The organism is Dysgonomonas termitidis (assembly GCF_054657735.1).
In genome coordinates this window covers 1,058,652-1,081,118 of the sequence record NZ_BAAHYD010000001.1, presented here as the reverse complement: position 1 = coordinate 1,081,118, position 22,467 = coordinate 1,058,652, and the positions used below count along the sequence as shown (strand labels likewise).

Below are 22,467 nucleotides of genomic sequence, written 5' to 3'. Positions count from 1 at the left end.
ATCCAGTGGTAGCCTTTACGGGTTGCACCGGGCTTGTCCCTGTCCACTACCGGTATGAAGGTTTCATCCATCTGGATGTAATCCGATGCCAGCACCTGTTTCCTGAGTTCGAGGTATAAGAGTTCCAGCAGGCAGGCTGAACCGGCATTCCAGCCGTTAACGGTAGAAGCGGCCAGTTTTATGCCTTGCCGGCTGAAGATGTCGATCTGACGGTAATAGGGAAGGTGATCCTGGTATTTGCTTACCTGCAGGTGTGCCAGCAGCGACGCTCCTGCGTTACTCTTTGGCAGCGGCAGGGACGGAAGTTCCGCTATAACCACGCCCTGATGGCCGGCCAAGGCATATTTCTTGCGGATAATCCTGCGCACATACAATGTTCCCGGTGTATATTCCAGTATCTCTGTCACTTCCTGACCGATGCAGGTACTTCCTGCGGGTATCGGATCGGGTTCTATGATTTCTTCTTTACGTTCCAATCCGGCTGGCAGTTCCTGGCGTACCGGTTTAGAGGAATTTTCCTTTCTGGCCTCACGTTCGTAAGTAATGGTTTGACGCAACTCTTCAACCAGCGCCTTTTCTTCTTCCGGCAGGCTGTCAACACCCTCGAAGGCCAGGCTCAGCTGGTTGGGATCTTCCTTTACATAGCGTTCAGACGAACGTCCGAACATGGCCCGGCGAAGATAAAGGAGTTCGTCGGTAAGTTTGCTTAGTTTGGATTCCAGGGAAATGTTCCTCGACTCCAACTCCTGTATAACAAGCTTGGATTCGGCTAATAATTCTTCCAGTTCCCGTATCTTTTCCATGTATGAAAGATACACATTTTTTACCGGATATACAAGCGTTAATCCTTTTATTTATAAGGTTTCGACGGGTTTTTCGTATCTTTTTTTGTACACTACTTTTTCCAGGCTGATACCGTCGGTCATCATCACCAGTTCAACCCACTTTAAGCGGTAACAACCTGTCTTTTCATCATAATGAGGGCGGCTGAACTGTCCTTTCTCCAGCCTCTTGTGATAGATAACGTAACCCCCGCTTTCCCAATGTAGCAATTTCAGCGTTCGCCGGCTGCGACTAAGAAAGATAAAAACTTCGCCGCTGGCCGGGTCATGCCGCATAACAGAGGCGACGATTCCCGACAGCGTGTCAAAGCCTTTGCGCATGTCGCAGGCACTCGAATATAAGTAATACTTATCCGTTTCTCCCAGGCTGAACATCAGACTTTGAGTTTTAGCAGTTCGGCCAGCTGGCCCATTCCGATGCCCGGCTCAGCCGGAAGGGCCAGTACCACCCCGTTCGGGTAGCGCACCTCTATACCCCGGACAACTTCGCCGGAGGGCGTATCTACTATCCTGACAGGGACCAGGCGGCAGGGCTCCGGTTCTGCTGCCGGCTCCGACGGTGCTCCCTCTGCGTGAATGGCGTCGTAGCGGTGCTTCCACTTATAGAATGTGTGCTTGGACATGCCCAAGCCTCTATACCACGCTTCGGCTCCCCGTCTACTTGTATAAAAACTTTCTATCAAGGCAAAGCCTTCGGCTTCGCTCAACGCCACTCCTCGCACATAATCGTTCGTTTCCATAGGTTTTTTCCTCAAAGGTAAGAACTCGCGTACGGCTTTGCAAGACGCGGTTACCCGAACTATTACCATCAGACTATATCCAGGTTGACGAAACGACCCTTCCGGTTATAGACCATACAAAGCACAAGGCAGCAAGGGAATACATCTGGATGGCACGGGCGCCCATGCTGAAACTCGTCTTCTTCCATTATGACAACGGTTCACGGTCGAGGGACGTAGTGACAAAGCTGCTCAAACCCTTTAAAGGATACCTCCAAAGCGATGGGTATGCAGCTTACGATGCGTTTGAAAACAAGGAGGGAGTATGCCTTGCCAGCTGCCTCGCGCACATAAGGCGCCACATCGAGGCTTGCATGGTAATAGTTCGGGGAATTGCGTCCATAGATCCAGGTGCCAGCAGCCTCGGGCTTATCCATACAAAATAGACAGAGCCGTCCGGTCACATGACCGTCCGGCTCTACTTTATTCGTGTGGCAGACGGCGAACATCGCCGCCCTTGAGGGATTTATATTAATGTTGGCCCGTCGGCAGCCAGGCTCCGGGCAGCAACAGATGCAGGTCTTCCGTTTTGGTATCAGGTAACCGGTTCAGGACATCCGTAAGCCAGGCTTCGGGATTCACGCCATGCAGCCTGCATGTACCCAGCAGGGAGTAAATGATAGCGGCATGGTAAGCAGCCTGATGGCTGCCGCAGAACATATAGTTTTTCCTGCCTACGGCCAGGCCTCTAAGGCCATTCTCGGCACCGATATTGGATATCTGATATCTTCCGTCGATGACATAGCGCACCAGGCGGGGATAAATATTGTAGGTATAAGCGATTGCCTTTCCAATGAGGGACTGCGGCAATACCTTCGGATACTCATCCAGCAGCCAGCGCTCGAAAGCCTTGAGGATGGGATAGGCTTTGGCCTTACGCTCCACAGCAATTTGATCGGGAACATGACAGGTTTCCCTGAACTGCCTCTCCAACCGGTAAAGCAACTGTATTTGATCCATGGCAAAGGATGACCGGGCGGGGTCATTTTTGAGGGCTTGCTCAAATCGTCTGCGGGCATGGTCCCAGCAGCCCAGCAACAAGACATCCTTCTTGTTCTCATATATCCCGTAGGCGGCGTATGCGTCGCTTTGGACGGCTCCCTTAAAGTTTTTCAGCAGTTCTATCACCACTTTCTGCCCTCTCGAGCCGTGGTCGTAATGGAAGAAAAGCTTCCGCTCTTCCGGCGCCTTGACGATCCAGTGGTAGCCTTTACGGGTTGCACCGGGCTTGTCCCTGTCCACTACCGGTATGAAGGTTTCATCCATCTGGATGTAATCCGATGCCAGCACCTGTTTCCTGAGTTCGAGGTATAAGAGTTCCAGCAGGCAGGCTGAACCGGCATTCCAGCCGTTAACGGTAGAAGCGGCCAGTTTTATGCCTTGCCGGCTGAAGATGTCGATCTGACGGTAATAGGGAAGGTGATCCTGGTATTTGCTTACCTGCAGGTGTGCCAGCAGCGACGCTCCTGCGTTACTCTTTGGCAGCGGCAGGGACGGAAGTTCCGCTATAACCACGCCCTGATGGCCGGCCAAGGCATATTTCTTGCGGATAATCCTGCGCACATACAATGTTCCCGGTGTATATTCCAGTATCTCTGTCACTTCCTGACCGATGCAGGTACTTCCTGCGGGTATCGGATCGGGTTCTATGATTTCTTCTTTACGTTCCAATCCGGCTGGCAGTTCCTGGCGTACCGGTTTAGAGGAATTTTCCTTTCTGGCCTCACGTTCGTAAGTAATGGTTTGACGCAACTCTTCAACCAGCGCCTTTTCTTCTTCCGGCAGGCTGTCAACACCCTCGAAGGCCAGGCTCAGCTGGTTGGGATCTTCCTTTACATAGCGTTCAGACGAACGTCCGAACATGGCCCGGCGAAGATAAAGGAGTTCGTCGGTAAGTTTGCTTAGTTTGGATTCCAGGGAAATGTTCCTCGACTCCAACTCCTGTATAACAAGCTTGGATTCGGCTAATAATTCTTCCAGTTCCCGTATCTTTTCCATGTATGAAAGATACACATTTTTTACCGGATATACAAGCGTTAATCCTTTTATTTATAAGGTTTCGACGGGTTTTTCGTATCTTTTTTTGTACACTACTTTTTCCAGGCTGATACCGTCGGTCATCATCACCAGTTCAACCCACTTTAAGCGGTAACAACCTGTCTTTTCATCATAATGAGGGCGGCTGAACTGTCCTTTCTCCAGCCTCTTGTGATAGATAACGTAACCCCCGCTTTCCCAATGTAGCAATTTCAGCGTTCGCCGGCTGCGACTAAGAAAGATAAAAACTTCGCCGCTGGCCGGGTCATGCCGCATAACAGAGGCGACGATTCCCGACAGCGTGTCAAAGCCTTTGCGCATGTCGCAGGCACTCGAATATAAGTAATACTTATCCGTTTCTCCCAGGCTGAACATCAGACTTTGAGTTTTAGCAGTTCGGCCAGCTGGCCCATTCCGATGCCCGGCTCAGCCGGAAGGGCCAGTACCACCCCGTTCGGGTAGCGCACCTCTATACCCCGGACAACTTCGCCGGAGGGCGTATCTACTATCCTGACAGGGACCAGGCGGCAGGGCTCCGGTTCTGCTGCCGGCTCCGACGGTGCTCCCTCTGCGTGAATGGCGTCGTAGCGGTGCTTCCACTTATAGAATGTGTGCTTGGACATGCCCAAGCCTCTATACCACGCTTCGGCTCCCCGTCTACTTGTATAAAAACTTTCTATCAAGGCAAAGCCTTCGGCTTCGCTCAACGCCACTCCTCGCACATAATCGTTCGTTTCCATAGGTTTTTTCCTCAAAGGTAAGAACTCGCGTACGGCTTTGCAAGACGCGGTTACCCGAACTATTACCTTGCATGGAGGAAGACAGGGAGCATGCCATGCAGGGGCTTAAGCTGATACAGGACCTGTACAATGTGGAACACATGGCCGGTGAACAGGAGCTCACATACGAAAAATGTGCCGAACTGCGCCAGCGCCTGGCAAAACCTATACTCGACAGCTTCGAACTCTGGCTCAAAACCACTTATCCCAAGGTGCTCAAACGCAGTCTTATGGGAAAAGCGATTGCTTACGCTTATCCATTGGTGCCAAGAATGAGGCCCTACCTCTATGACGGGAGAATCATGATCGATAATAACCGGTGTGAAAATGCACTGCGTCCCATGGTTTTGACCAGAAAAAATATGCTGTTCTGCGGGAATCAGGAAGCCGCCGAAAGCACGGCCATTATCTGCTCCCTGCTCGGCTCCTGCAAAGAACATGGTATCAACCCCCGCGAATGGCTCAATGACGTCATCGCCAAACTGCCTTATTACCTTGCCCCAAAATCGGGGGAAAATCTGGAGCAGCTACTTCCCGGCCAGTGGAGAGGATGCAGGCAAAGTTCAGACAATCTGCCGGCAATCCCGGGAATGTCCCCGGACTTTCCATAGACAGTCCCGAGACTGGCCCGACAAATCAGACACCATTCAGCAGTTCTATAAAAATCCGGTATAAACCAATGGGATGGAACCCTTCGGTATATACCGGATTGATACTTTGTAATTTTGCTCACTAAAATAACGTGGTTGAGCGGTCGCTTACCATCCATCAGGGCGCGTTCGATCAATAGCCGTAACAAGTCCTTATCCTGCCAGGTAAAGTCGTTGCACAAACGGTCGTTGACAATGGAAATGAATCCGGTAACCATATTCTTCCCTTTGACGGAAATATACCAAAGGTGGTCTTCCGTGTTTTTGAAAGGGTAGCCTCCGTTCAGGCGGATAACTTCCGGGTTCATCACAAAAGGAGCGATCAGTTCATACAGGCGTTTATCCGTGCCCCAGACTTTTTCTATTCGGCAGGTTTGTATATCGATTTCTGTCAGGTTATTCATCGGTTTGCTTTTCAGGTGACACTTACGGTTCTTCCATGTTCCTTACAGGCAGTACATCGGGCCGGATAGTACAACCGGACGTGACTGTTTTATTTACGTATTTCATCATTTTCAGTGCAGGCTGAAAGCCAGGTTTTATTTTCATTTTATTCCTGTTTGGTTATTGTTATAAAAAAGTGGGTTGTCCGGACTTCTCACAAGCGTGGACAACCCGTCATGAAGACAAATAATATATCCCTCCGGTTTTAAGGAGGGAAAGACAACTAATCGTATCGTTTCATTATTATGGATATCCTGCTTCTTGTTTTATCCGGTCTTCCGTTTTCCCTGCGCTATCTTTATCCTGTTGCCGGTACCGTAACGCGCTTATCCGCTACGGTAGGGCCATCCTTTTAACCGTCCGGCGCCACGCGGTCCTTTGCGGGTCATCACGCGCTGACCCTCAAAGCGTGCGCCGTCCTCGATCTCCAGTTCTGCGGTCTCCAGGTCGCCGAGCAAAATCCCGCCTTTGCGCAGGAAGGTATGCCCGGTGATACCGGCATTGCCGTCCAGTAAACCGTATATATCCAGGAAGGCAGCCGAGATATTCCCGCGCACCTCTCCGCCGGGGCCGATGACCACGGCCTTTGTGCTGCAGATATCCCCGAGGACGGCCCCGTCGATGCGCAGGTCTTCACTGAGTTTTACCTCACCGGTGAAAACAGTACCGTTAGCCACTATGCTCGGAGCCTGAGCCTGCGGCCCGGTCCTCACATTCCTTCCCCTGTTCTTTATCTTTTTCACAACTGTTCCCATCTTTTATTCCGTTTTTTAGTTTTTTTATTTACTCAGTTACAGCTTACATGTATATATTTCATTTTCATTTCTTCCGCGTCAGCGTTACCGGCATATCCTCTTCTCCAGCCATATGCAGGGTGCCTCTTAAGAGGTTTCCCTTGATATACATTCCGCCTATCTCAAGGATCAGCGGCGGACGGAGGTCGTAAATCAATGTCAGCGTCCCGTTTTTGATCGTCCACTGGAAAGTCAGGTTACAGGCGGGTTTAGCATTTGAAGCGGAACCGGCATAATATTGCTTGTCGGAGCCTGTACCGTTGTCTATGAAATACAGTTCGCTGGTCACGGGCCGGTCGTCGAAACTGAAGCCCAGATCTCCCACCCATTCACTGCCCATCAATTCGTCATAGATCTCTTCGTCTTTCTGACAGGAAGACAAACCAACGGTTAACACACACAATGCAACTAATTGCATAAAATGTTTCATCATTTTCATTTCACTATTTTTCATTTTACTATTTTTTAATAATCATATAAAGCTACCTTCTCCGCCAGCAAATCCCGGAAGGCTGACCGCTTCACGGTCAGGGGGCATGACCTCTATACTCCTCCAGCCCGGATACTGCGCTGCCGCCCGCCGCAAGGCAGCCATATAGCAGTCGTTAGGCGTGCTGCCTTCCACGGTTATATCCGCGGTACGGCCCTGCGGCAGGTGCAGCCGGAAGGATTTGCAGACGATGCTGTCTTTCGTTTTTTCTTTTTCCATCCCTTTTTCCATCTCCTTACATTTCACGTTCTTTTATGTCCTTATTTACCGTTCCGTCATCTTATATGTTAAGACACTCCGGCTTCCATCCGTACCCCGGGCACGTAATTCCAGTGTAGCCGGCAGCCCGGAGGGTAATACCCGGACCGATATGCCATAGAGGTATCCGCGTACCGGCAGCGGGAAATTCGGGCCTGCGACATATTCCCTGTCGGTTCCGTCTATCGAGGTCAGTATCCGCAGACGCGGGGGCTGTGCGGATTCATAGACATAGGTGATGCCCTGGTAGGTTCCTGCCGTCACAGGGTCCAAGGCTGCCTGCGGATAAGCGATCAGCTCCGGAGTACCGAATGTTAAAGGGTTGCCCGGTGCGTAGAGCGTACAGGGCGCGGTATTTTCCACAATAAAGGCATTGTCCGCGCCGGCTGCCGGATTCTCCAGGGTGATGCGCAGCTTGGCGCAGGCCCGTGTCAGGGTGATACCGGCCGGGCTGGCGGCGGATGTACCGCCCAGGTTGATATTTGCCGCCTGCCCGTACATGGGCAGCCCGGAGCTGAGCATCACAGCAGTGGTCAGCGGCCCCTGCGGGGTGGCCAGCGCCTTTATATCATTTACAGAAAGTATCGCGTTCAAAGAGGCTATATCATTGCAGTTGGCCACCACATAGATATCCCGGAACGCAACCGTAGCGGGATCCAGCGGCAGGCTGACCAGCGTGCAGTCAGCGCCGGAAGGCGTGAATCCCGTATGGATAAAGCGGTTTAACACGGTGTTACCCCCGGGGGCCGCCAGGAAGACGCTCAGGTCTTTTACCGCGTATTCCGCAGGCAGGTCGTCCGGGTCGGCCGCCGCCTTCAGGCCCGGCGCAGGCCTCAGTACAAGGGAGGCCTCCCGGGGAGTTTCCTGAAAGGGCTCCCCGTCGTTGTGGCAGGCGGTCAGCAGGAAAAGCGCCAGGGTGAATGCCATGTATATGTTACCGGTTTTCATTGTTCTTGGTTTTGTTATTCTACATTTCTGACACAGCGCGAGACGGTCGATGAGAAGCTATAGCGCTCGAAGCGCTGGTAGAGCACCTTATCATAATTGGCCGGATCGGCGTAATCCAGGTAACCGCTATACCAGTAGCCTTTGACCTGGTGTACCACTTCCATCGGGTACCAGTCTTCGATGCCCTGGAACGGCGGCGCCGGATAAGGCCATCCGCCCGGAAACTGCCGGCGTGTAACGACAATGTCGCCGGGGGTGAAAAAGTCATCGATGATCCCCAGCTTTTCGCTTCCGAAACTATCCCCTCCCTGCGTAGCGGTCAACACGTATTTGGACATATCCGTCCCGGTTAATTTTCCCAGCAGGTCCTGTGCCTGCCTGCGCAAAGGCACGGAATAAAAGGGCAGGCCGGAATTAATGCCGAGCCAGGTATTGGATTGCCATATCCTGTAAGTCTGGTCGAACAGCGCAAGGAACGACATCATCTCGCAGGAATTGATCAGCCGCCAGCCGGGGCCGTATTTTTTCTCACAGTAATACGCAGGCTGCCCCCTGATGATATTCGGGCCCTGTACATTGGGGTCCCACCAGTTGACCTGGTCGCCGTAAGCGCCCATTAATCCCTGTTGCAGGAATTCATTGGCCGAGCGTATCTCTATCTTCCCGCAGGAGGTAGGCACGATCACACTCGAATCGGTCGGTATCACCGGCGGGATGGCGATGCCCTGCCCGTCCTGGAAGATATACACGTAATCGTCTTTCTTCCACGGCTCCACACAGGTCTTTAAGGTGATGCTTCCCCCGGGGCTGATATAGGCGTTTATCCGGTAGTGGTAATTGCGTATGACACAGCTGTCCGACAGGGAAGGCACGGTACGCCGCTGGGCGGCCAGCCCGGCCCTGGCCTTGTCCGTGAGGATGGGAAAGGCCCGGTTGTTGATATGCAGCCCGGTGAAGCCGGCATTCCCGCTTTTGTTCAGCAGCTCGGGGATATAGAAAGGCCCCACAGCCCCGATCGAGTCCCCGGTATAATCCAGGCCTGCCAGGTCCCCGGCAGGGGAAGTCCCCGCCTGCCCGCTGTAATACGTGTCTGCCGCGGGAACCGAAAAAGCCAGCGCCACGTTTTGCAATTGTACCGAGGAGATCCTGCTGGCAGCCGGCAGGTCGCTGCCCGGCTCTTTCTTATAGAATACGACCTCCACTTTGGCTAAAGACCGTACCAGCTCTACTTCAGGTGTCGGTAAGGCCAGGGGTTCGGGGGAAGCTTCGCTACCGCCCTGCAATACGCTGACCGCTTTGTAATATGCCGACATCAGGAAGCGTCCCGGGGCGGAAGAATTGTCCGGCTTAAAACCCGGATCATAGGTCAACCGGCTGAAACGCGGATCACGCTGCAACTGCGACACACTGGTCACCGAGGCCAGCGCCTGGCTGAAGCCTGCATAGGCCGATTCGTTGGCAAAGAAATAAAAATCGTAGGTTCCCGGCCTGAACTTTATCCCGCGGCTCCGGCTTGCGAAACCGGCGGGAAAATCCGGCAGGCCATTGTAAACGGTATTGCCGCCTGCATCGAAAACCATCATCCGTACTTCGCTCACCCGGTCTTCCCCGCCCGCGTCTTCATTGATGCTCCCCGAAGAGGCTTTTACCGACAGGTAGATATAAGACTGGCCCGCATCGGGGTTCTGCGGGTCTTCTTCACGGCAGCCCGTTAGCAGCAGTAGCCATACGCAAAGCCGGATATATAGGAGCGTCCTGGATTCCATCGTTTTCATAAGTCGGTCGTATAGCTGTGTACCAGCCAGTTATTCACCCAAATTTCCGTAATCATATAGGTCCCGCACCGGCACTGGTCTTTGGCCGTGAAACGGATCGTGAAATCATGGTCGCAGGCCAGGTTCACTTCCGGGTTTTTCAGCAGCAGCGTTCCCAGCAGGTCGCCGCGGTACAGTTCGCTGTTATCCGCCCTGTTGCGTATGACCAGCGAAGTGTTGCAGCCTGTGGCCAGTTTCAGTATGGTCAGCCGTGCTTCCAGCAGGCTGCCGGTAAAGGCCGCCTGTGAACCGTAGGTTATCAGGTCATCGGGGGCTATGCTGCCGTCGGTATGCATCGCCCCGTTGGCCGATTCTATAAATACTTCATAATCGCCGGTAGGAGGAAGGCCTTCGGCCTGTACGGTCAGCCGGTTGGTGATTTCCTGCATATTGATTGCTACGGATTCAAAGACAGACCCGTATTCAGCCGGGTCGGGCAGGAAGACCACGGGGCTTTCCCCGTAATAGATGCGTTTGCCCTCCAGGCTGGCGGCCAGCCCGCCGGAACGCTTGAGGCGGAACAGCAGGCCGCTTTTTTCATCCGCCGGGCTGCGTTCGAATGCATCCGCGTCGAGCCCGGCCCAGGCCGTCACGCTGTACAGCCCGTTTTCCGCCTCCAGCCTGACGGTATAGTCTGCCGTCAGGACGCTATCGCCCCTCTGGCGGTCTGATACCGGCTTGCCCTGGCGGTCGAAGACGCGTAATTCCAGAGAGGATAAGCGCGGATATACCGTATCGGTATGGCACGGGGTTTTGCTGTACAGCCGCACATCGATCCCCTGCGGGCAGTCGTCCGTCTGCTCATAAACACAACCGCTGATACCGGACAGTATAAAGGCGCCCAGCAGGAGGTATCTTCGTTTCCTCCTGCCTGCCGACCCTTGCTTTGCCATCGTTTTGCGCATGCCTTTGCTGTTTGTATGGTTAATTACAGGTCTACGTCATAGGTATGTATCGTCCACATCAGCACCCTGATATCGACGGACATATAGGTGTCGGTCGAACTGAGCGGCTCGGTCGGGTCGACCGGGTTTTCCGGTTCCGGGCCGGTCGGTTTCGGATCCGGGTTATACGGGACATCCGGTCCGGACGGGATCAGCGGGTTCCAGTTCACACCGATGCGTTTGAACGAATTGATATTGACATGGTAGATATTATTCCTTATCACAGGCGAGTTGACCGGACGGGTGATGTTATCCGGGTTCAGCCAGATGTAATACAGCACTTTTCCGCCCGTATAGGTGGAAACAGGCTGGTTCTGTATGCCGGTCGTGTAATCCTGCGCTTTTTGGATGCTGGAATAAATCCGTCCGTCGGAGCCGCCAACATAGAAGGTGCCGCCTGTCAGTGCGCCTCCATCCCTGATCTGGGACGGGTCGGGCGTAAAGGTAGCCCGCACCAGTATATAGGCCGTATTGCCTTTCCGGTACTGGCTGCTCGATTCGTCGGTGCCGCGCTGATGGGTATTCTCCAGCAGGAACTTGCCCGGGAAGGTGATATGGCTACCGTCCGCCGGCTTTACAGGTACGATATCCGTCAGGTTCTGCAGGTCGGTGTAATCGTAGTAATTGGCCGCGGTGGACGTATAATCGACTCCCACCCCGGGCATATAATCAGATCCCCATGTCCTGGTGCTGCCGTCGGCATTGGCCTGCGGGAACAGGTAGACCGCTTTGGCCCCCTGGGCAACCGAATAGGTGATATTGGATACCGTACCGAGTTTGATCCCGTCCGTATTTATGACATCCGCTGACGCCGATGTGGTAATAATCGCACGCGATGGGATGCGGGTAACGTCCAGGGCGATCATATTTTTGCCGCTGGCGGTAACCTCCTCCGCGCTGATGCCGTCCTGTATGGTAAAGGTATTACTTTTTCCGCTCAGGGTCAGCAGGTCGGCATAGATGGTCAGCCCTTCGGGGGTGGTCACACTGGTACTCCGGTCTATCCGCGCCAGGGAAGACAGCGGCAGGCCGGATGACAGTGTATAGAGGTAATCGTCACCGGGGATTGCCGTCAGCAGGGGCCCGGGACTGTTCAGGATAACAACCAGACGCTTATCGCCGGGAATCGTCTTAAAAGGTGTGGTAAGCTTTATCGCGTCACTCCCGTCGGCATTGCCTCCGAACAGGAAGTCACTTTGCCCGAAACGCCGCGCATCCAGCAGCGTGGCCCCGTCGGAAGAGATCAGGTACAGGTCCAGCGTGGCGAGCTCCGTTACTCCGGAATACTGCCCTACGGCATTGTAGTCCGGGTCATCGGCCGCCTTGGTCGACCGGCTCTGCGGCAGCGACAACGACAGACCCATATAGGTCGTACCGCGGGGGACGGTTTCTTCTTTTGTGCTTTCTTCATCCGAACTGCAGGCCGTGAATCCTGTCAGCAGGAACAGCGCTGTTAAAAAACTCCATAGCTTCCGTTTCATAATTTTAAGGGTTAATTGTTCGTATATATATTATTTATCTCTGCTTATCTCTTTGCTTTATCCCCTGCCACCGCAGGCACCGTATAGCTGATCCGGTACGCACACACGCGCAGGGACGGGTAAACCTCCCGCAGCAGGTAAGCGTAGGGCTTGCCACCGTTATAGGCTTTCAGCCGGGCTTTACGGGCGGATATGTCCGTAAGGTCGAGTATCTGCAGGACACCGGCTTTCTCTTCTTCGCCCAGGGCGTCGCTGTCTGTTACCGCGGCGCGCAGCCCTTCCCAGTTCTCTCCTTTCGAGCGCACGCTGAAGCAGCCGGCATCGAAGCCATAGGCCGCAACCATATAGTCACGCAGGGCTGCCGCGCGTTGTTCGGACAAGCTTATGTTATGGTTTAACGCTCCCTCGGGGGAGGCATAGGCCTCCAGGGTGATGCTTTCTATCCTGGAGCCCGGTATGTCCAGGACGGTCCCGACCGAACGCGCTATTTTGGCCAGCTCCTGCCGGTTATCCCCGTATTCCGGATAGACCACATAGCGGTCGAGGGGAAACAGGATGCAGGCGCTGCCGATTTCATGCCGGTACTCGATTTCGGGGCATGGAACGGTTACGGTATCGTACTGTATGACAGGAGGGTTTATTATTGGGGGTACAGCCGGAACAGGGTATGTCTCAGGCGTACCGTGCCGCCTGGTTGTACTGCCCAGGGTGTAGGAAACCGACAGGCCGGCCCTGGTCGGGCCCCGGTAATGCTTCTGACCGGATTCCAGTTTCTGTCCGCAGGTGCGGCAACCCTCCGGGCCTGTTCCACCGGCGGTGTATTTTGTATAGTCCACATACGCGTATCCGGCGCCGAGGGTAGCCTCCAGCGCCCAACGCCGGGAGAGGTTCCAACGGTACCCGACAGAGAGGCCTGCTCCGGTAAGCCAGCCCTGGTAACGGTAATCGTCGATGATCCCGGCGGTATTGAACTGGGCGCCATGAACGTGCAGGCCGGCAAAGAAGCCCCGGAACGACTCTTTCGTCCAGTAGCGTAATTCAGGCTGGAAGAGCAGCAGCTTCAACTTTTTACCGCCTGTAAAAGTCCAGGGATTGTAGGTCAGGGGAAGATCCAGGGTTAGTTTCCTGTCCAGGCGGAACTCGCCGGCGAGGTTCAGGCTGCCGGTAGCGTCGTACAGCAGGTTCGTCTTAAGGACAGCCGACGGTACACGGACGGTATCCGGTATGTCCTGGGCCTGTACGGTACCTGTGGCCGGGATGCAAAGCAGGATAGGCAGCACCGCCGCAAATATTTTGTCCTTATAATTTCTTTTGTTCTGCATATATCCGTTATTTGTTTACCAGTGCATTTTCTTTTTCTTTACGCGGGCAGTCCGGCAGTGAAACGGGAGGGTGACGCATACTCAATTTACAGGCGGACTCGCCGTTCAGGTCAATAAATTTTGATCCCTGTAAACCACCGGGCTGCATTCCAGCCCGCTGCCCATCCGGCACTGGCCCTCGAAGCGGGCGCCGGGTTCGATCTCCACAGATCCCGCTATCAGGTCGCCCTTCAGCATACAGCCTTTGCGCAGGCAGGCGCTCCCGCCGGCCGTGACAGTACCCAGCACGCAGCCATGGATATCCACTGTCGCGGCGATGATATTGCCGTCTACATTCCCCCCGGGGCCCACCGTAACAGCCTTCTCACTGTAAATGCTGCCTTCCACACGCCCGTCGATGTGCAGGTCTTCACTCAGGTGCAGGTCGCCGCTGAGAACAGCCCCCGACGACAGCAGGCTCGGGTCGCCGGCTACCGGCTGCTCCCGTTTTTTTTTCTTTCCGTACAGTTCCATCGCTTTATTCCATTTTTGTGTTTCTTCATCCTGGCCGGGTGAACCGCTACGCAGGCCGCGCAACAGCTCCAGATAACGGCTGTCCTTATCCAGGGGGTTCAGGCTGCGCAGCAGCAGGTCATATCCCCCGCACACGATACCCGTCTCCAGCGATATCTCATTCGCGCCGACACCGGACAGCTTCAGACCCGCTTTACGCAGGCCCTCCACATCGCTCACTACGCAGGCAAGGTAATCGGCATAGCCCTCCTCGCTGACGCGGAAAGCCGTCTCCATATTACACAGGCTCAGCACGATGCAGGCCGAGCGCTCAAAGCACATCAACGTACCGCCCAGGCGGTACAGGTAAACCATGCCTGTGTTTCCGGCTTCACGGGCAAGTATCGCTTCCAGGCCGGGTACGGACGATTCGTCCGCCATATCCTTTTTTAATCGTAGTGCATACATCGTTGTCCTTCTTTTAGTGTGTGTAATGAACCGGAGGCCGGAGCCTGAACCCGGCTGTTACCGGCTCCGGGGCGGCAACTGCGGCGCCAGGTACTGCTCGACGGCCTGCGCCGAGGCATCCTTGAGCAGTACATGCTTAAAGGCATCCAGCAGGTAGAGGGCCGGCAGGGCTTTCAGGTCGTATAGCTTCTTGCCGAACAGGGCCTGCCCCTTGTCATAGCTAATAATCCACGAGGGAGGCATCTCCCCGGCGTGCTTCTTCCATAAGTCCAGGTCGGAATCGGGATAGACGGCCAGTATGTCCAGCCGCCCGGATAGCAGCAGGCTGTTGATGACCTCCGACGAGGCCAGCGAAGCGGTCGTCTCCTTACAGGCGGGGCAATCCGGGTTGTAGAAAAACAGGAGCGTGTACTCTTTAGGCAGGCTGTACAGCCTGCCCGTTTGCCCACCCGCAAGGGTATAGGTGATATCCGTTGCCTTGTCGCCGACACGGTTCTTGAGCAGCATCTCCAGCTCGAAGGCCGCCCGCTGCCTGTCCGCTTCCGTGCTAAGGCTGTCGGCCAGGATATAACGGATAACCGGTATATAGGAGTCCTCATTGCGCACCGGGGAATTCGGGTCATACAGGTAATTTTTGTACAGTTTCAGGAAATGGCGGTACACCGTGCCGGTAGTATCCTCTTTGACCGTCCTGTCCAGCATGGCCGGGACCGATGCCTCCACCGCCGCCCGGTCCGCATGGGAAAAGACGTCCAGGTAATCGGCAAAGGCCTGTTCGGTGATCGCCGGCAAATGCACATACGCCGTATCGCTGAAATCAAAGTTATCCCAGTAATGGGCAATGAGGTAGCCGGCACGCTCCGCAGGGCGGGTAAGCTCCACGGGTATAACAGGCGGGACGAACCGCCGGGGTGCATCCCCCCGGACGGCCTCCGGAGCCTCCTGCCTGCCTGCGGAGGGCTTTTCACCTCCCCCGCAGGTCAGCAGGCAGAAGATCATAATCCCTATAACCAGCACGGGGTAGATGATATAAATCGTGATCCTTGTGAATTTAAGCATACTTTTTCTTTTTTAGGTTTCTGTTTTTGTTTATAAAGACGGCGCTAACGGTTGGCCGTGATGATCGCGTACATAATCAGCCCAACGAGCAGCAGCGTACAGATTTAGGGCAGTAAAGCCCGGAGGGCTTCTATCTTTAATTCCCGGTTCCGGTTCAGAGTCAAACAGTCAATTAGCAAATGAGCATATTAGCAAAGGTTATGGTTGTCGGCTCATGGCGCTTAGTCGTATAGGGCTGCCAAGGGTTAAAAGCTTATGGCTAAAGGCGTCATTGGCCGATAAGCAAGTTGACGCGTATTAAGGGGGGGCCGGCTTTCGTTGAATAGCTTTAAAAAAGGCCGGTGGCCGGCCGCCCCGGGGTTCAGGCTGTAAGCTACGGGCTGTAACTCCCCCCCCGTCCGCTTCAATTCCAGATATTGTTTACATTGTTGTTAATCCGCGGACAGTCCGGAACAGGCCAGCCCGTAGCATACAGCTTCACGCGCCATCGCTTTATATCGTTACTTTTTTCATCATTCATCATTCATCATTCTTCATTTATCTTTTCGTCTTCAGGCTCCGGCTCTCCCGCGTCTAGGCTCATTCCCATTGAGTGTTACGCGTACTGATGTTTTGCCGGTCAGTACAGGCTGGTATGCTGATCCTCCTGGTTGGCTAATGAAGCCGGCAGCTTGTAGCGTTCAACCGGTAGCAACTCAAAGCCGGATGGATCTAACGGTACAAAACTACCGGCTATCAGCCCATTATGGCATCAAGTCGGCTAAGCAGGCCGGTAGCATTATGCTTCTAGCTGTTGTAGGACAGAAGCCGAAAGAACCACCATGCTTTAATCCACCTTATAGCGGCCATAATTTTTGCTATTATGCAAATCTGCGTATTTGCGGTTAGGCTTATTCGGATTTTAACAATTTTCCTCCCTGTACCGGCGGCCCTGGTCCAGGGTAGCGTAGGCCGCGTTTCTGTTGTGGGAACCTGTCCTGAGGAATATAGCGCATAGCGCCTGAAGGCCGCTCTAAGCCGGGCCCGTTATAACCTCGCATAAATTGCGCGGCGGAGGCCTTCCAAACCAGAGTTTAGCCAGCGGCGCGGAGGACTTGTCTCCTCCCCCGCAGGTCAGCAGGCAGAAGATCGTCAACCCCGGAACCAGTAAGGGGTAGATGATATAGATCAGTATCTTCATGTATTTAAACATATCGTTTAGATGGTTTTTGTATGGTTTTTAATACAGCTTTAACTTTTAGGATGTATAACGTCGGAGCACATATAGAACATCATAATAATCAGCAGCATGATGCCTATAGCTGCCAGTATTTCCCGCAGGAAGGCTTTCCATGCAGCCCTTTTCATCTTTAAAACGTATCAGCCTGATCCGTACCGCTTTCCGGCGCAGCCTCTTCAGGTGTGCCGGATTGCGGACCTTCTTCCGGCAACGCATCCGCATCTGCGGCGCCCAGGCGTCTGATCTGCGCATCCAGCCCGTATGCACGGACCAGTTCCGCGGTTTCACTATCCAGGCCGATCCTGTAAGCCTTACGCGGGTCGAGTTCCACCGCACGGACCAGGTGCCCGGCGGCATCGTCCCCCTTACCCATCCTGTACGACACGATGGCCAGCAGGTATTCGCTCCCGGCCGTGACCGGAAGCTGCACCAGTATATCGTAAGCCCGGCCGTTATAACCCAGGCAGGCCAGGCACAGGGCTGTATTATAGTCGGGGTAATCCTTGAGTATCTCCAGCGCCTGCCAGTATTCGCGCTGCTGCAAGAGGCGAAGCCCCTGCCCGTAGCCTTCCCGGACTTCATACTGCATCGAATCGGCGGAAACCATATGCGGGCGGCTCATATGGAAGGTGATGTCCATCCGCCGCAGTTTCGGGTAAACGGAGTCGTGGATGACCTTGTAATCCTGCCTGAACCTGGTTTTTATCTCCCGTTCCGTTTCATCGGGGTAGACGGCCCGGCCCAGCAGGCCCAGGATGGAATCCTTATGGGCGATACCGTCCCTTTGCCGCAGCTCTTTTACCAGGCCTTTCCAGTCTTCACCCACAGGGGAGGTCCTGATAAGGTCCCCCCGGAAGAAGGAAGGGTAAGCCGATACAAGGTAATCCTTCAGGGCTTCCGCGCGTTGTGCCGACAGCTCATGGTTCTTATCGTAGGATCCCTCCAGGGAGACGGATGACTGTATCTCCAGGCTGTCCAGCTGCAGACCCATTTCTCCAGTAAGCTTATTGTACGTGCTTATCAGCGTATCCGCCTGACGGCGGTTATCTGCGTAACGGTTATCGAAGCTGCCCTTAGCGGCCGCGAACTCCGGGTAGATGCTCAGCATGTTATACATATTACGGTACAGCTTCGTTGCGGTTACCATCAGCGAGGTATCTGCCAGCTGGGCCAGTGAGGAGATCATATAGGTAAGCGTATCGGAAGCGGCCAGGCTATAGGCGGAACGGTCTGTGGCTTCCACACGGCCGTCCATGACCACACGCAGGCGTCCCAGGCCGGGCGTTACGGGATAGTCCTGGCTATAATGATACCGCAGGCCGGCACCCGCAGCGACAAGGCTGTCCAGGCGCGCCCCACCCTGCCGGGGGAAGGGGATCATGCCATCTTCGGTGTCCCCCATGCGGCGCAGCTTGCTTTCGTTTTCGGCGATAGCTTCATAAAAATAACTGTGCCGGGCGATCCGCACGGAATCGGCTTCGGTTGTGACATGGTTGGGTATATTTTCCAGCCTTGTACCGTTCAGGTAGAAATCCCTGTATTTACGCGGGAGGTTCTTTTCATTAAACTCCCCGCGCGGTTTATATATCGGCAACAGGTTCGCCCGTTTTTCAAATTTCCGGATATAGCGCGCCATTATGCCGGTGGTATCGCTGCCTGCGGCCAGGCTGCGCAGTACCTCTTCTTCCCCCCGCAGCATGTAATCATGGTAAAGCGCGTTGCGCCGGCCTTTGCGAAGGGCATTATCCCTGTTGTAGCGCGCTTCCAGCTGCCTGCGCAGCTTCTCGTATTTATCGGCTTCCTTCCATTGCGAATAGTACATATCCCAGTAATACTCCTGTAGTTTGCGGATCTGCAGGCTGATCTTTTTCCGGTCCGGGAATATGCTGTCATAGGCTGAAGGATGGATAATCGAATTCTTATAGGCGTCATACTCCTTATAATCCTGCGCCTGCTTTTGCGCGAATACTTTTCCGTTCAGTACGAGCTTTTCCAGCGGTACGACCGAGTCGTTATGGAGGATCCGGGGAAAAAGGGTCACACGCCAGTTGTCGTCCAGCAGTTCTCCGGGGACATCCACGATAAAATCGACGCGGACACGGCCCTCGCGTTCGGGCGCGAATGTTTGCTTTAGCCGGGCCGTAACAACCACTTCATTCAGGTATTGCATCTGTTTCAGGCTGGTGGCCTGCTTCCTGAGGGAATCCTCCCGGCGGAGCGCCAGCGAGGTGTTGTCCGCATGCCGGTAGCTGACCCTTTCCTGCAGGGTGGCCTGTAAACCGGCCGCATCGCCGGGCAACCCGACATTGGCACGTTTGGACTGCATGAACAACGGCCGGACCACCGGCGCGCCGCCGCTCCTGCAGGAGAGGAAAATAAAGAGGGTTGCCGCAAACATGACCGGGACGTATATACGTGTTTTACGCAAAGCCCTCCCGCCGGTCATACCAAACAGTTTCGTTTTAACGAATAAAATAAGTTTATTGCCTGTTAATTTTATCATAGTCTTTTTCAAAATAAAAAACGATACTCACTGCCGCCTTACCGGGAACAATGCAGGTGCCTGGCGGCTCTCCGGCCTTCCTGCCGCAACGCCGGCAGGGGCGCCGCCCGCCCTGCTCCAGGCCAGGGTTTCATACGCCCGGTTCAGCAACGGGAACCGGTCCTGCGGGATGTAAGTGGTCAGCCCCGAATGATGCGCTATAACGAACCCGTTATAACCGGGCATAAATTCCGCAGTGGAGGCCTTCCAGACCACCGCGTTGCCCACCAGGCGGTGCAGCTCCTGCCGTTGTTGATCATCAGCCAGTAAGCCCCCGTAGTAATCCCCGAAATCAAAGAACAGCCTGTAAGACGGATACCGGTCGAAATGCTGTATGCCGCTGATGTCAACAGCCGCGCCCGGGGTGGCGTTCTCCCGTATAAAGCCGGCCAGCGCATCCAGCTCCGAGGTCTTTATCACCGAGAGGGTAGCCGACCGCAAATCCCCGACCCGCCCGTCAGAGTAGCCGTAGGCTTTGCCCGCAAAAGCCCGCAGGCCGGGTTCCCCTTCAAACAGGTCGTTTACCGCCTGCGGGTAGACATCCGTAAAGCCCGGGGAGACGATCTCCGCACTGGAGGCCAGGATATAGGCGGTCTTGTCCTTCAGCTGGTAAGCCACCTCGATGCCGGCCATAAAGCAGGCCTCGAAGACGATATAGTCGAAGGCGCCAACGGGGATGGCCGACGCGAAATCCGCCAGCGCCATCTGGTCGCTCCCGTCGCTGAGTACGGTCTTGGCCCCGGACTTCGGATCGGACAGGGCGCCCTCCGGCAGCCAGCCCGATGCATGGGAGAAGACCAGCAGCCCGTAGCCAGGGGACGGGTACTGCTTCTTCACCTCCGAGATAACCGAAGCGAATACCTCACCTCCGGCCGAGTTGTCCTCTTCATACCGGCGGATCACCTTGGTGTAGGGGTTGCCCTTGTCGCAGCGGCACAGTTCGAGCAGCTGCGGCGCCGCATCGGCCGCGTCGTGGTAGACCAGCAGCCTGCCCCCCGGACGGGCGTCCCAGCCCTTTTTCAGCGCTTCCAGCTTTGCGTAGCTTTCACCCGACAGGTTGTTGTCGCCGCCCAGGTAGACCAGCAGCACATGCTGGGTGGCCACGGGTCCGGCCATGTCTTTTGAGCAGCCGGATAGGAGCGTCGCACAAATCAGCAGGGATGGCGCGCACCGAAGCATGATCCTTTGGATAGAGCGGCTTTTAGTATTATTTAGTTCTTTCATTTCTTTCTTGTCATTCATATCTTATTTATCCTCCTTTGTCTTCCGTTTAAGTTAAACCTGCGCGAATTGTCACAACTCACGCAGGTTTGGATGTGTTTAAGTTAACAGAGGGCGAACAGCCCAAAAGTTTCCGGCGCGGCATGTGTTGATACCATGCCGGGCCAGCGCGATGATTGATCTTATTGCATTCATTGTTTACGTCTTTTCATTCCTGGTTTGGCCTCTCAGCAGTAGGGCTATGTATCCCTCTGGACCGGGTGCCTCTCAGTTGCCCCGGTCTGCCTCGCCGGTGGCGACATACAACTGCCGGGTCAGCCGCGAAAGGGCGCCACGGTAATTAAGCCAGTTCTGCCAGGCCTGCGTACAGAACCTTGCCAGGCAGGCATCGCCATACCTGAGGCCCGACGCCGGCAGGGGATAATCCAACGCATAGGCGATACAGCCCGTGACAGAATCCACATAGAAGCCGCCCCAGTCCAGCCGGCGGTTGATGGCCGACAGGCGGGCACGCACCATACGGGTATCTTCACCCGCCACGCTCATGGTGCTGATAAGGCGGCTCTCAAGGGTGGCCCCGCTGCAACTGAACAGGTTGCATACACAGCCGTTTTCATCCTCGTGGAAGAGGTAAACCAGGCCGCTGCCGGGATCGTACTGCCCTTCCATACTGTGGTCGCCCAGTATCCGCGGCAGTATGCCGGCATATATATCCATCGTGTCCTTTATTCTATGTTTGTTAATTATCATCGTATGTCTTTTTTAATCGTATTCCTTTTAAACAAACCACGCATATTATCACAACAGGCGTGGTTCCACAAACTTTACAAAACTACACAATCAGGCTACTTCACGGCCTGACGTCTTTTCTAACTTATACGGACCTTATGGGTCCGAAACTTTTTACCTGACAATTCATGGAGACTAATAAAAAGGGACCCTGACTGTCATCCCGACATGCAGGATCCCCACCTTAACACAAACTTTACAAAACTTTACAAAAACTACTTCCCAGCCTTTATTCCGGCTACGGAATTATGACCTTGACGCCCGCCGGCGGCCAAGGGTCCTTTTACATATATATTATTCAAATGTCATTGTTTCTTTTATTTTTATACTCATAGCTCGTTACATTGTTTATAACGGCCGGGTAAATGCAGGCTCCCCGGTGAAAGTCTGTCGTCGGCCAATCCGGCGACCTGGCTGTCGGCATTGGCGACCACCACCAGCCGGCTGTAATCGCCCGCAGGGAGGGACAGGGTCACCTTGATATTGACATTATCGCTGCCGCTGACCGTGATATCCGATGGTTGGGCCTCGACCTTCTGTTGAAGCTGTTCGGTGCCGCTGACAACTTTGTAGGCCAGCACGGTAAGCTGGCTTACCTGGTTTTCCTGACCCGCGGTCATGCCGTAGGGCGAAGGCGTGCGTACACCGGGTATGCGCACCTCGAGGGTCACATTCCTGGCACCGGTATGTGCGGGATCAGGGATTTCATTGCCGGAATCCTCCGATGTGCAGCCGGAAACGGCGGCCAGTATAGGCAGCAACAAAAGCAGCGGTATTATGTTATTCCAATGTTTCATTTTCGTCATGCTGAAGGGTTAATAGTCGCCGGGTCATCCTTTATCAATTCTTCCCGGATTCTTGTTTTTTATTTTTATATGTCTCGACCGGCCATTTTATCCGGCATATTTTTGATGTATGCCATCGCTATACATTTGTTTCGTTTCCTGAACCGTTGCATTTTCTTATAAGCATTATTTTTTCTCATCCTACTCTCTTTTACTTTTACTTTTTATCTTATTACAGTCGTTCAAGCTTCCGCTGTATCCGCTTCCTGATCGTCCCGGCAAATCGTATCCTGTTCATCCTGCTTCCGGG

At 54.3% G+C, this 22,467-nt stretch carries 21 protein-coding genes and 2 pseudogenes; 2 read left to right on the top strand and 21 right to left on the bottom strand.

Features of this window, described 5'->3' with window-relative positions; all coding sequences use genetic code 11:
* The 3 genes from ACYQ3L_RS04405 to tnpA (ACYQ3L_RS04395) all read right to left on the bottom strand — a co-directional run.
* Positions 1-803, bottom strand: an 803-nt coding sequence (locus tag ACYQ3L_RS04405) for a transposase (protein ID WP_459952345.1), incomplete at its 3' end; no start/stop codon positions are given.
* 51 nt (positions 804-854) lie between these two features.
* Positions 855-1,217, bottom strand: a complete 363-nt coding sequence (gene tnpB / locus ACYQ3L_RS04400) for an IS66 family insertion sequence element accessory protein TnpB (RefSeq protein ID WP_459952231.1) — start codon at positions 1,215-1,217, stop codon at positions 855-857.
* Entirely contained in the window at positions 1,217-1,582 is a 366-nt protein-coding gene (gene tnpA, locus ACYQ3L_RS04395) for an IS66 family insertion sequence element accessory protein TnpA (RefSeq protein WP_459952230.1), read from the bottom strand. The genes tnpB (ACYQ3L_RS04400) and tnpA (ACYQ3L_RS04395) overlap by 1 nt, the downstream gene beginning before the upstream one ends.
* Positions 1,583-1,638: 56 nt before the next feature.
* Between tnpA (ACYQ3L_RS04395) and ACYQ3L_RS04390 the strand changes: the two are divergent.
* Positions 1,639-1,929, top strand: a pseudogene (locus ACYQ3L_RS04390) (IS66 family transposase); the annotation flags it as partial.
* A 163-nt stretch (positions 1,930-2,092) separates the two neighbouring features.
* Here ACYQ3L_RS04390 and tnpC read toward each other — a convergent pair.
* Genes tnpC through tnpA (ACYQ3L_RS04375) form a run of 3 tightly spaced genes read right to left on the bottom strand, consistent with a single transcriptional unit; the run spans position 2,093 to position 4,398 of the window.
* Positions 2,093-3,619 carry an IS66 family transposase gene (gene tnpC / locus ACYQ3L_RS04385; RefSeq protein ID WP_459952232.1) on the bottom strand — a complete coding sequence of 509 codons (1,527 nt, stop codon included), beginning with the start codon at positions 3,617-3,619 and terminating at the stop codon, positions 2,093-2,095.
* 51 nt (positions 3,620-3,670) lie between these two features.
* Positions 3,671-4,033, bottom strand: a complete 363-nt coding sequence (gene tnpB / locus ACYQ3L_RS04380) for an IS66 family insertion sequence element accessory protein TnpB (RefSeq protein WP_459952231.1) — start codon at positions 4,031-4,033, stop codon at positions 3,671-3,673.
* Positions 4,033-4,398 (bottom strand): IS66 family insertion sequence element accessory protein TnpA, encoded by a 366-nt coding sequence (tnpA, locus tag ACYQ3L_RS04375; protein WP_459952230.1) that lies wholly within the window; start codon positions 4,396-4,398, stop codon positions 4,033-4,035. The genes tnpB (ACYQ3L_RS04380) and tnpA (ACYQ3L_RS04375) overlap by 1 nt, the downstream gene beginning before the upstream one ends.
* A gap of 71 nt (positions 4,399-4,469) precedes the next feature.
* Here tnpA (ACYQ3L_RS04375) and ACYQ3L_RS04370 point away from each other — a divergent pair.
* A pseudogene (locus ACYQ3L_RS04370) lies at positions 4,470-5,048 on the top strand (IS66 family transposase); the annotation flags it as partial.
* 465 nt (positions 5,049-5,513) lie between these two features.
* Here ACYQ3L_RS04370 and ACYQ3L_RS04365 read toward each other — a convergent pair.
* The 15 genes from ACYQ3L_RS04365 to ACYQ3L_RS04295 all read right to left on the bottom strand — a co-directional run bounded on the left by ACYQ3L_RS04365 (position 5,514) and on the right by ACYQ3L_RS04295 (position 22,178).
* Entirely contained in the window at positions 5,514-5,636 is a 123-nt protein-coding gene (locus tag ACYQ3L_RS04365; protein WP_459952344.1) for a hypothetical protein, read from the bottom strand.
* Between the two features lie 221 nt (positions 5,637-5,857).
* The gene (locus ACYQ3L_RS04360; RefSeq protein ID WP_459952343.1) at positions 5,858-6,286 is read right to left on the bottom strand and encodes a bactofilin family protein; all 429 of its coding nucleotides are present in this window, start codon (positions 6,284-6,286) and stop codon (positions 5,858-5,860) included.
* A 64-nt stretch (positions 6,287-6,350) separates the two neighbouring features.
* Positions 6,351-6,779, bottom strand: a complete 429-nt coding sequence (locus tag ACYQ3L_RS04355; RefSeq protein WP_459952342.1) for a hypothetical protein — start codon at positions 6,777-6,779, stop codon at positions 6,351-6,353.
* Between the two features lie 18 nt (positions 6,780-6,797).
* Positions 6,798-7,046, bottom strand: coding sequence for a hypothetical protein (locus tag ACYQ3L_RS04350; protein WP_459952341.1), 249 nt, complete (start codon positions 7,044-7,046; stop codon positions 6,798-6,800).
* 33 nt (positions 7,047-7,079) lie between these two features.
* The gene (locus tag ACYQ3L_RS04345) at positions 7,080-7,697 is read right to left on the bottom strand and encodes a hypothetical protein (RefSeq protein ID WP_459952340.1); all 618 of its coding nucleotides are present in this window, start codon (positions 7,695-7,697) and stop codon (positions 7,080-7,082) included.
* Between the two features lie 338 nt (positions 7,698-8,035).
* A complete protein-coding gene (locus ACYQ3L_RS04340; protein ID WP_459952339.1) occupies positions 8,036-9,796 on the bottom strand; it encodes a hypothetical protein in 1,761 nt (586 codons plus the stop codon).
* Entirely contained in the window at positions 9,793-10,728 is a 936-nt protein-coding gene (locus tag ACYQ3L_RS04335) for a FimB/Mfa2 family fimbrial subunit (RefSeq protein ID WP_459952338.1), read from the bottom strand. The genes ACYQ3L_RS04340 and ACYQ3L_RS04335 overlap by 4 nt, the downstream gene beginning before the upstream one ends.
* 35 nt (positions 10,729-10,763) lie before the next feature.
* Entirely contained in the window at positions 10,764-12,260 is a 1,497-nt protein-coding gene (locus tag ACYQ3L_RS04330; protein ID WP_459952337.1) for an Mfa1 family fimbria major subunit, read from the bottom strand.
* Positions 12,261-12,304: 44 nt separating this feature from the next.
* Positions 12,305-13,582 carry a DUF3575 domain-containing protein gene (locus tag ACYQ3L_RS04325; protein WP_459952336.1) on the bottom strand — a complete coding sequence of 426 codons (1,278 nt, stop codon included), beginning with the start codon at positions 13,580-13,582 and terminating at the stop codon, positions 12,305-12,307.
* A gap of 105 nt (positions 13,583-13,687) precedes the next feature.
* Positions 13,688-14,542: a bactofilin family protein gene (locus tag ACYQ3L_RS04320; protein WP_459952335.1), complete on the bottom strand. Its 855-nt coding sequence runs from the start codon at positions 14,540-14,542 to the stop codon at positions 13,688-13,690.
* A gap of 57 nt (positions 14,543-14,599) precedes the next feature.
* Positions 14,600-15,601, bottom strand: coding sequence for a DUF5106 domain-containing protein (locus ACYQ3L_RS04315; protein WP_459952334.1), 1,002 nt, complete (start codon positions 15,599-15,601; stop codon positions 14,600-14,602).
* A 1,349-nt stretch (positions 15,602-16,950) separates the two neighbouring features.
* Positions 16,951-19,323: an OmpA family protein gene (locus ACYQ3L_RS04310; RefSeq protein WP_459952333.1), complete on the bottom strand. Its 2,373-nt coding sequence runs from the start codon at positions 19,321-19,323 to the stop codon at positions 16,951-16,953.
* A 27-nt stretch (positions 19,324-19,350) separates the two neighbouring features.
* Entirely contained in the window at positions 19,351-20,604 is a 1,254-nt protein-coding gene (locus tag ACYQ3L_RS04305) for a clostripain-related cysteine peptidase (RefSeq protein WP_459952332.1), read from the bottom strand.
* A 246-nt stretch (positions 20,605-20,850) separates the two neighbouring features.
* Positions 20,851-21,333, bottom strand: a complete 483-nt coding sequence (locus ACYQ3L_RS04300) for a hypothetical protein (protein WP_459952331.1) — start codon at positions 21,331-21,333, stop codon at positions 20,851-20,853.
* A gap of 368 nt (positions 21,334-21,701) precedes the next feature.
* Positions 21,702-22,178, bottom strand: a complete 477-nt coding sequence (locus ACYQ3L_RS04295; protein ID WP_459952330.1) for a hypothetical protein — start codon at positions 22,176-22,178, stop codon at positions 21,702-21,704.
* Between the last annotated feature and the right edge of the window lie 289 nt (positions 22,179-22,467).

Bases quoted from the DNA above. Each gene is read 5' to 3' on its own strand.
- tnpB (WP_459952231.1), bottom strand. From the start codon at position 1,217: ATGTTCAGCCTGGGAGAAACGGATAAGTATTACTTATATTCGAGTGCC.
- tnpA (WP_459952230.1), bottom strand. From the start codon at position 1,582: ATGGAAACGAACGATTATGTGCGAGGAGTGGCGTTGAGCGAAGCCGAA.
- tnpC (WP_459952232.1), bottom strand. From the start codon at position 3,619: ATGGAAAAGATACGGGAACTGGAAGAATTATTAGCCGAATCCAAGCTT.
- tnpB (WP_459952231.1), bottom strand. From the start codon at position 4,033: ATGTTCAGCCTGGGAGAAACGGATAAGTATTACTTATATTCGAGTGCC.
- tnpA (WP_459952230.1), bottom strand. From the start codon at position 4,398: ATGGAAACGAACGATTATGTGCGAGGAGTGGCGTTGAGCGAAGCCGAA.
- ACYQ3L_RS04365 (WP_459952344.1), bottom strand. From the start codon at position 5,636: ATGAAAATAAAACCTGGCTTTCAGCCTGCACTGAAAATGATGAAATAC.
- ACYQ3L_RS04360 (WP_459952343.1), bottom strand. From the start codon at position 6,286: ATGGGAACAGTTGTGAAAAAGATAAAGAACAGGGGAAGGAATGTGAGG.
- ACYQ3L_RS04355 (WP_459952342.1), bottom strand. From the start codon at position 6,779: ATGAAAAATAGTGAAATGAAAATGATGAAACATTTTATGCAATTAGTT.
- ACYQ3L_RS04350 (WP_459952341.1), bottom strand. From the start codon at position 7,046: ATGGAAAAAGGGATGGAAAAAGAAAAAACGAAAGACAGCATCGTCTGC.
- ACYQ3L_RS04340 (WP_459952339.1), bottom strand. From the start codon at position 9,796: ATGAAAACGATGGAATCCAGGACGCTCCTATATATCCGGCTTTGCGTA.
- ACYQ3L_RS04335 (WP_459952338.1), bottom strand. From the start codon at position 10,728: ATGGCAAAGCAAGGGTCGGCAGGCAGGAGGAAACGAAGATACCTCCTG.
- ACYQ3L_RS04330 (WP_459952337.1), bottom strand. From the start codon at position 12,260: ATGAAACGGAAGCTATGGAGTTTTTTAACAGCGCTGTTCCTGCTGACA.
- ACYQ3L_RS04325 (WP_459952336.1), bottom strand. From the start codon at position 13,582: ATGCAGAACAAAAGAAATTATAAGGACAAAATATTTGCGGCGGTGCTG.
- ACYQ3L_RS04320 (WP_459952335.1), bottom strand. From the start codon at position 14,542: ATGTATGCACTACGATTAAAAAAGGATATGGCGGACGAATCGTCCGTA.
- ACYQ3L_RS04315 (WP_459952334.1), bottom strand. From the start codon at position 15,601: ATGCTTAAATTCACAAGGATCACGATTTATATCATCTACCCCGTGCTG.
- ACYQ3L_RS04310 (WP_459952333.1), bottom strand. From the start codon at position 19,323: ATGATAAAATTAACAGGCAATAAACTTATTTTATTCGTTAAAACGAAA.
- ACYQ3L_RS04305 (WP_459952332.1), bottom strand. From the start codon at position 20,604: ATGAATGACAAGAAAGAAATGAAAGAACTAAATAATACTAAAAGCCGC.
- ACYQ3L_RS04300 (WP_459952331.1), bottom strand. From the start codon at position 21,333: ATGATAATTAACAAACATAGAATAAAGGACACGATGGATATATATGCC.
- ACYQ3L_RS04295 (WP_459952330.1), bottom strand. From the start codon at position 22,178: ATGACGAAAATGAAACATTGGAATAACATAATACCGCTGCTTTTGTTG.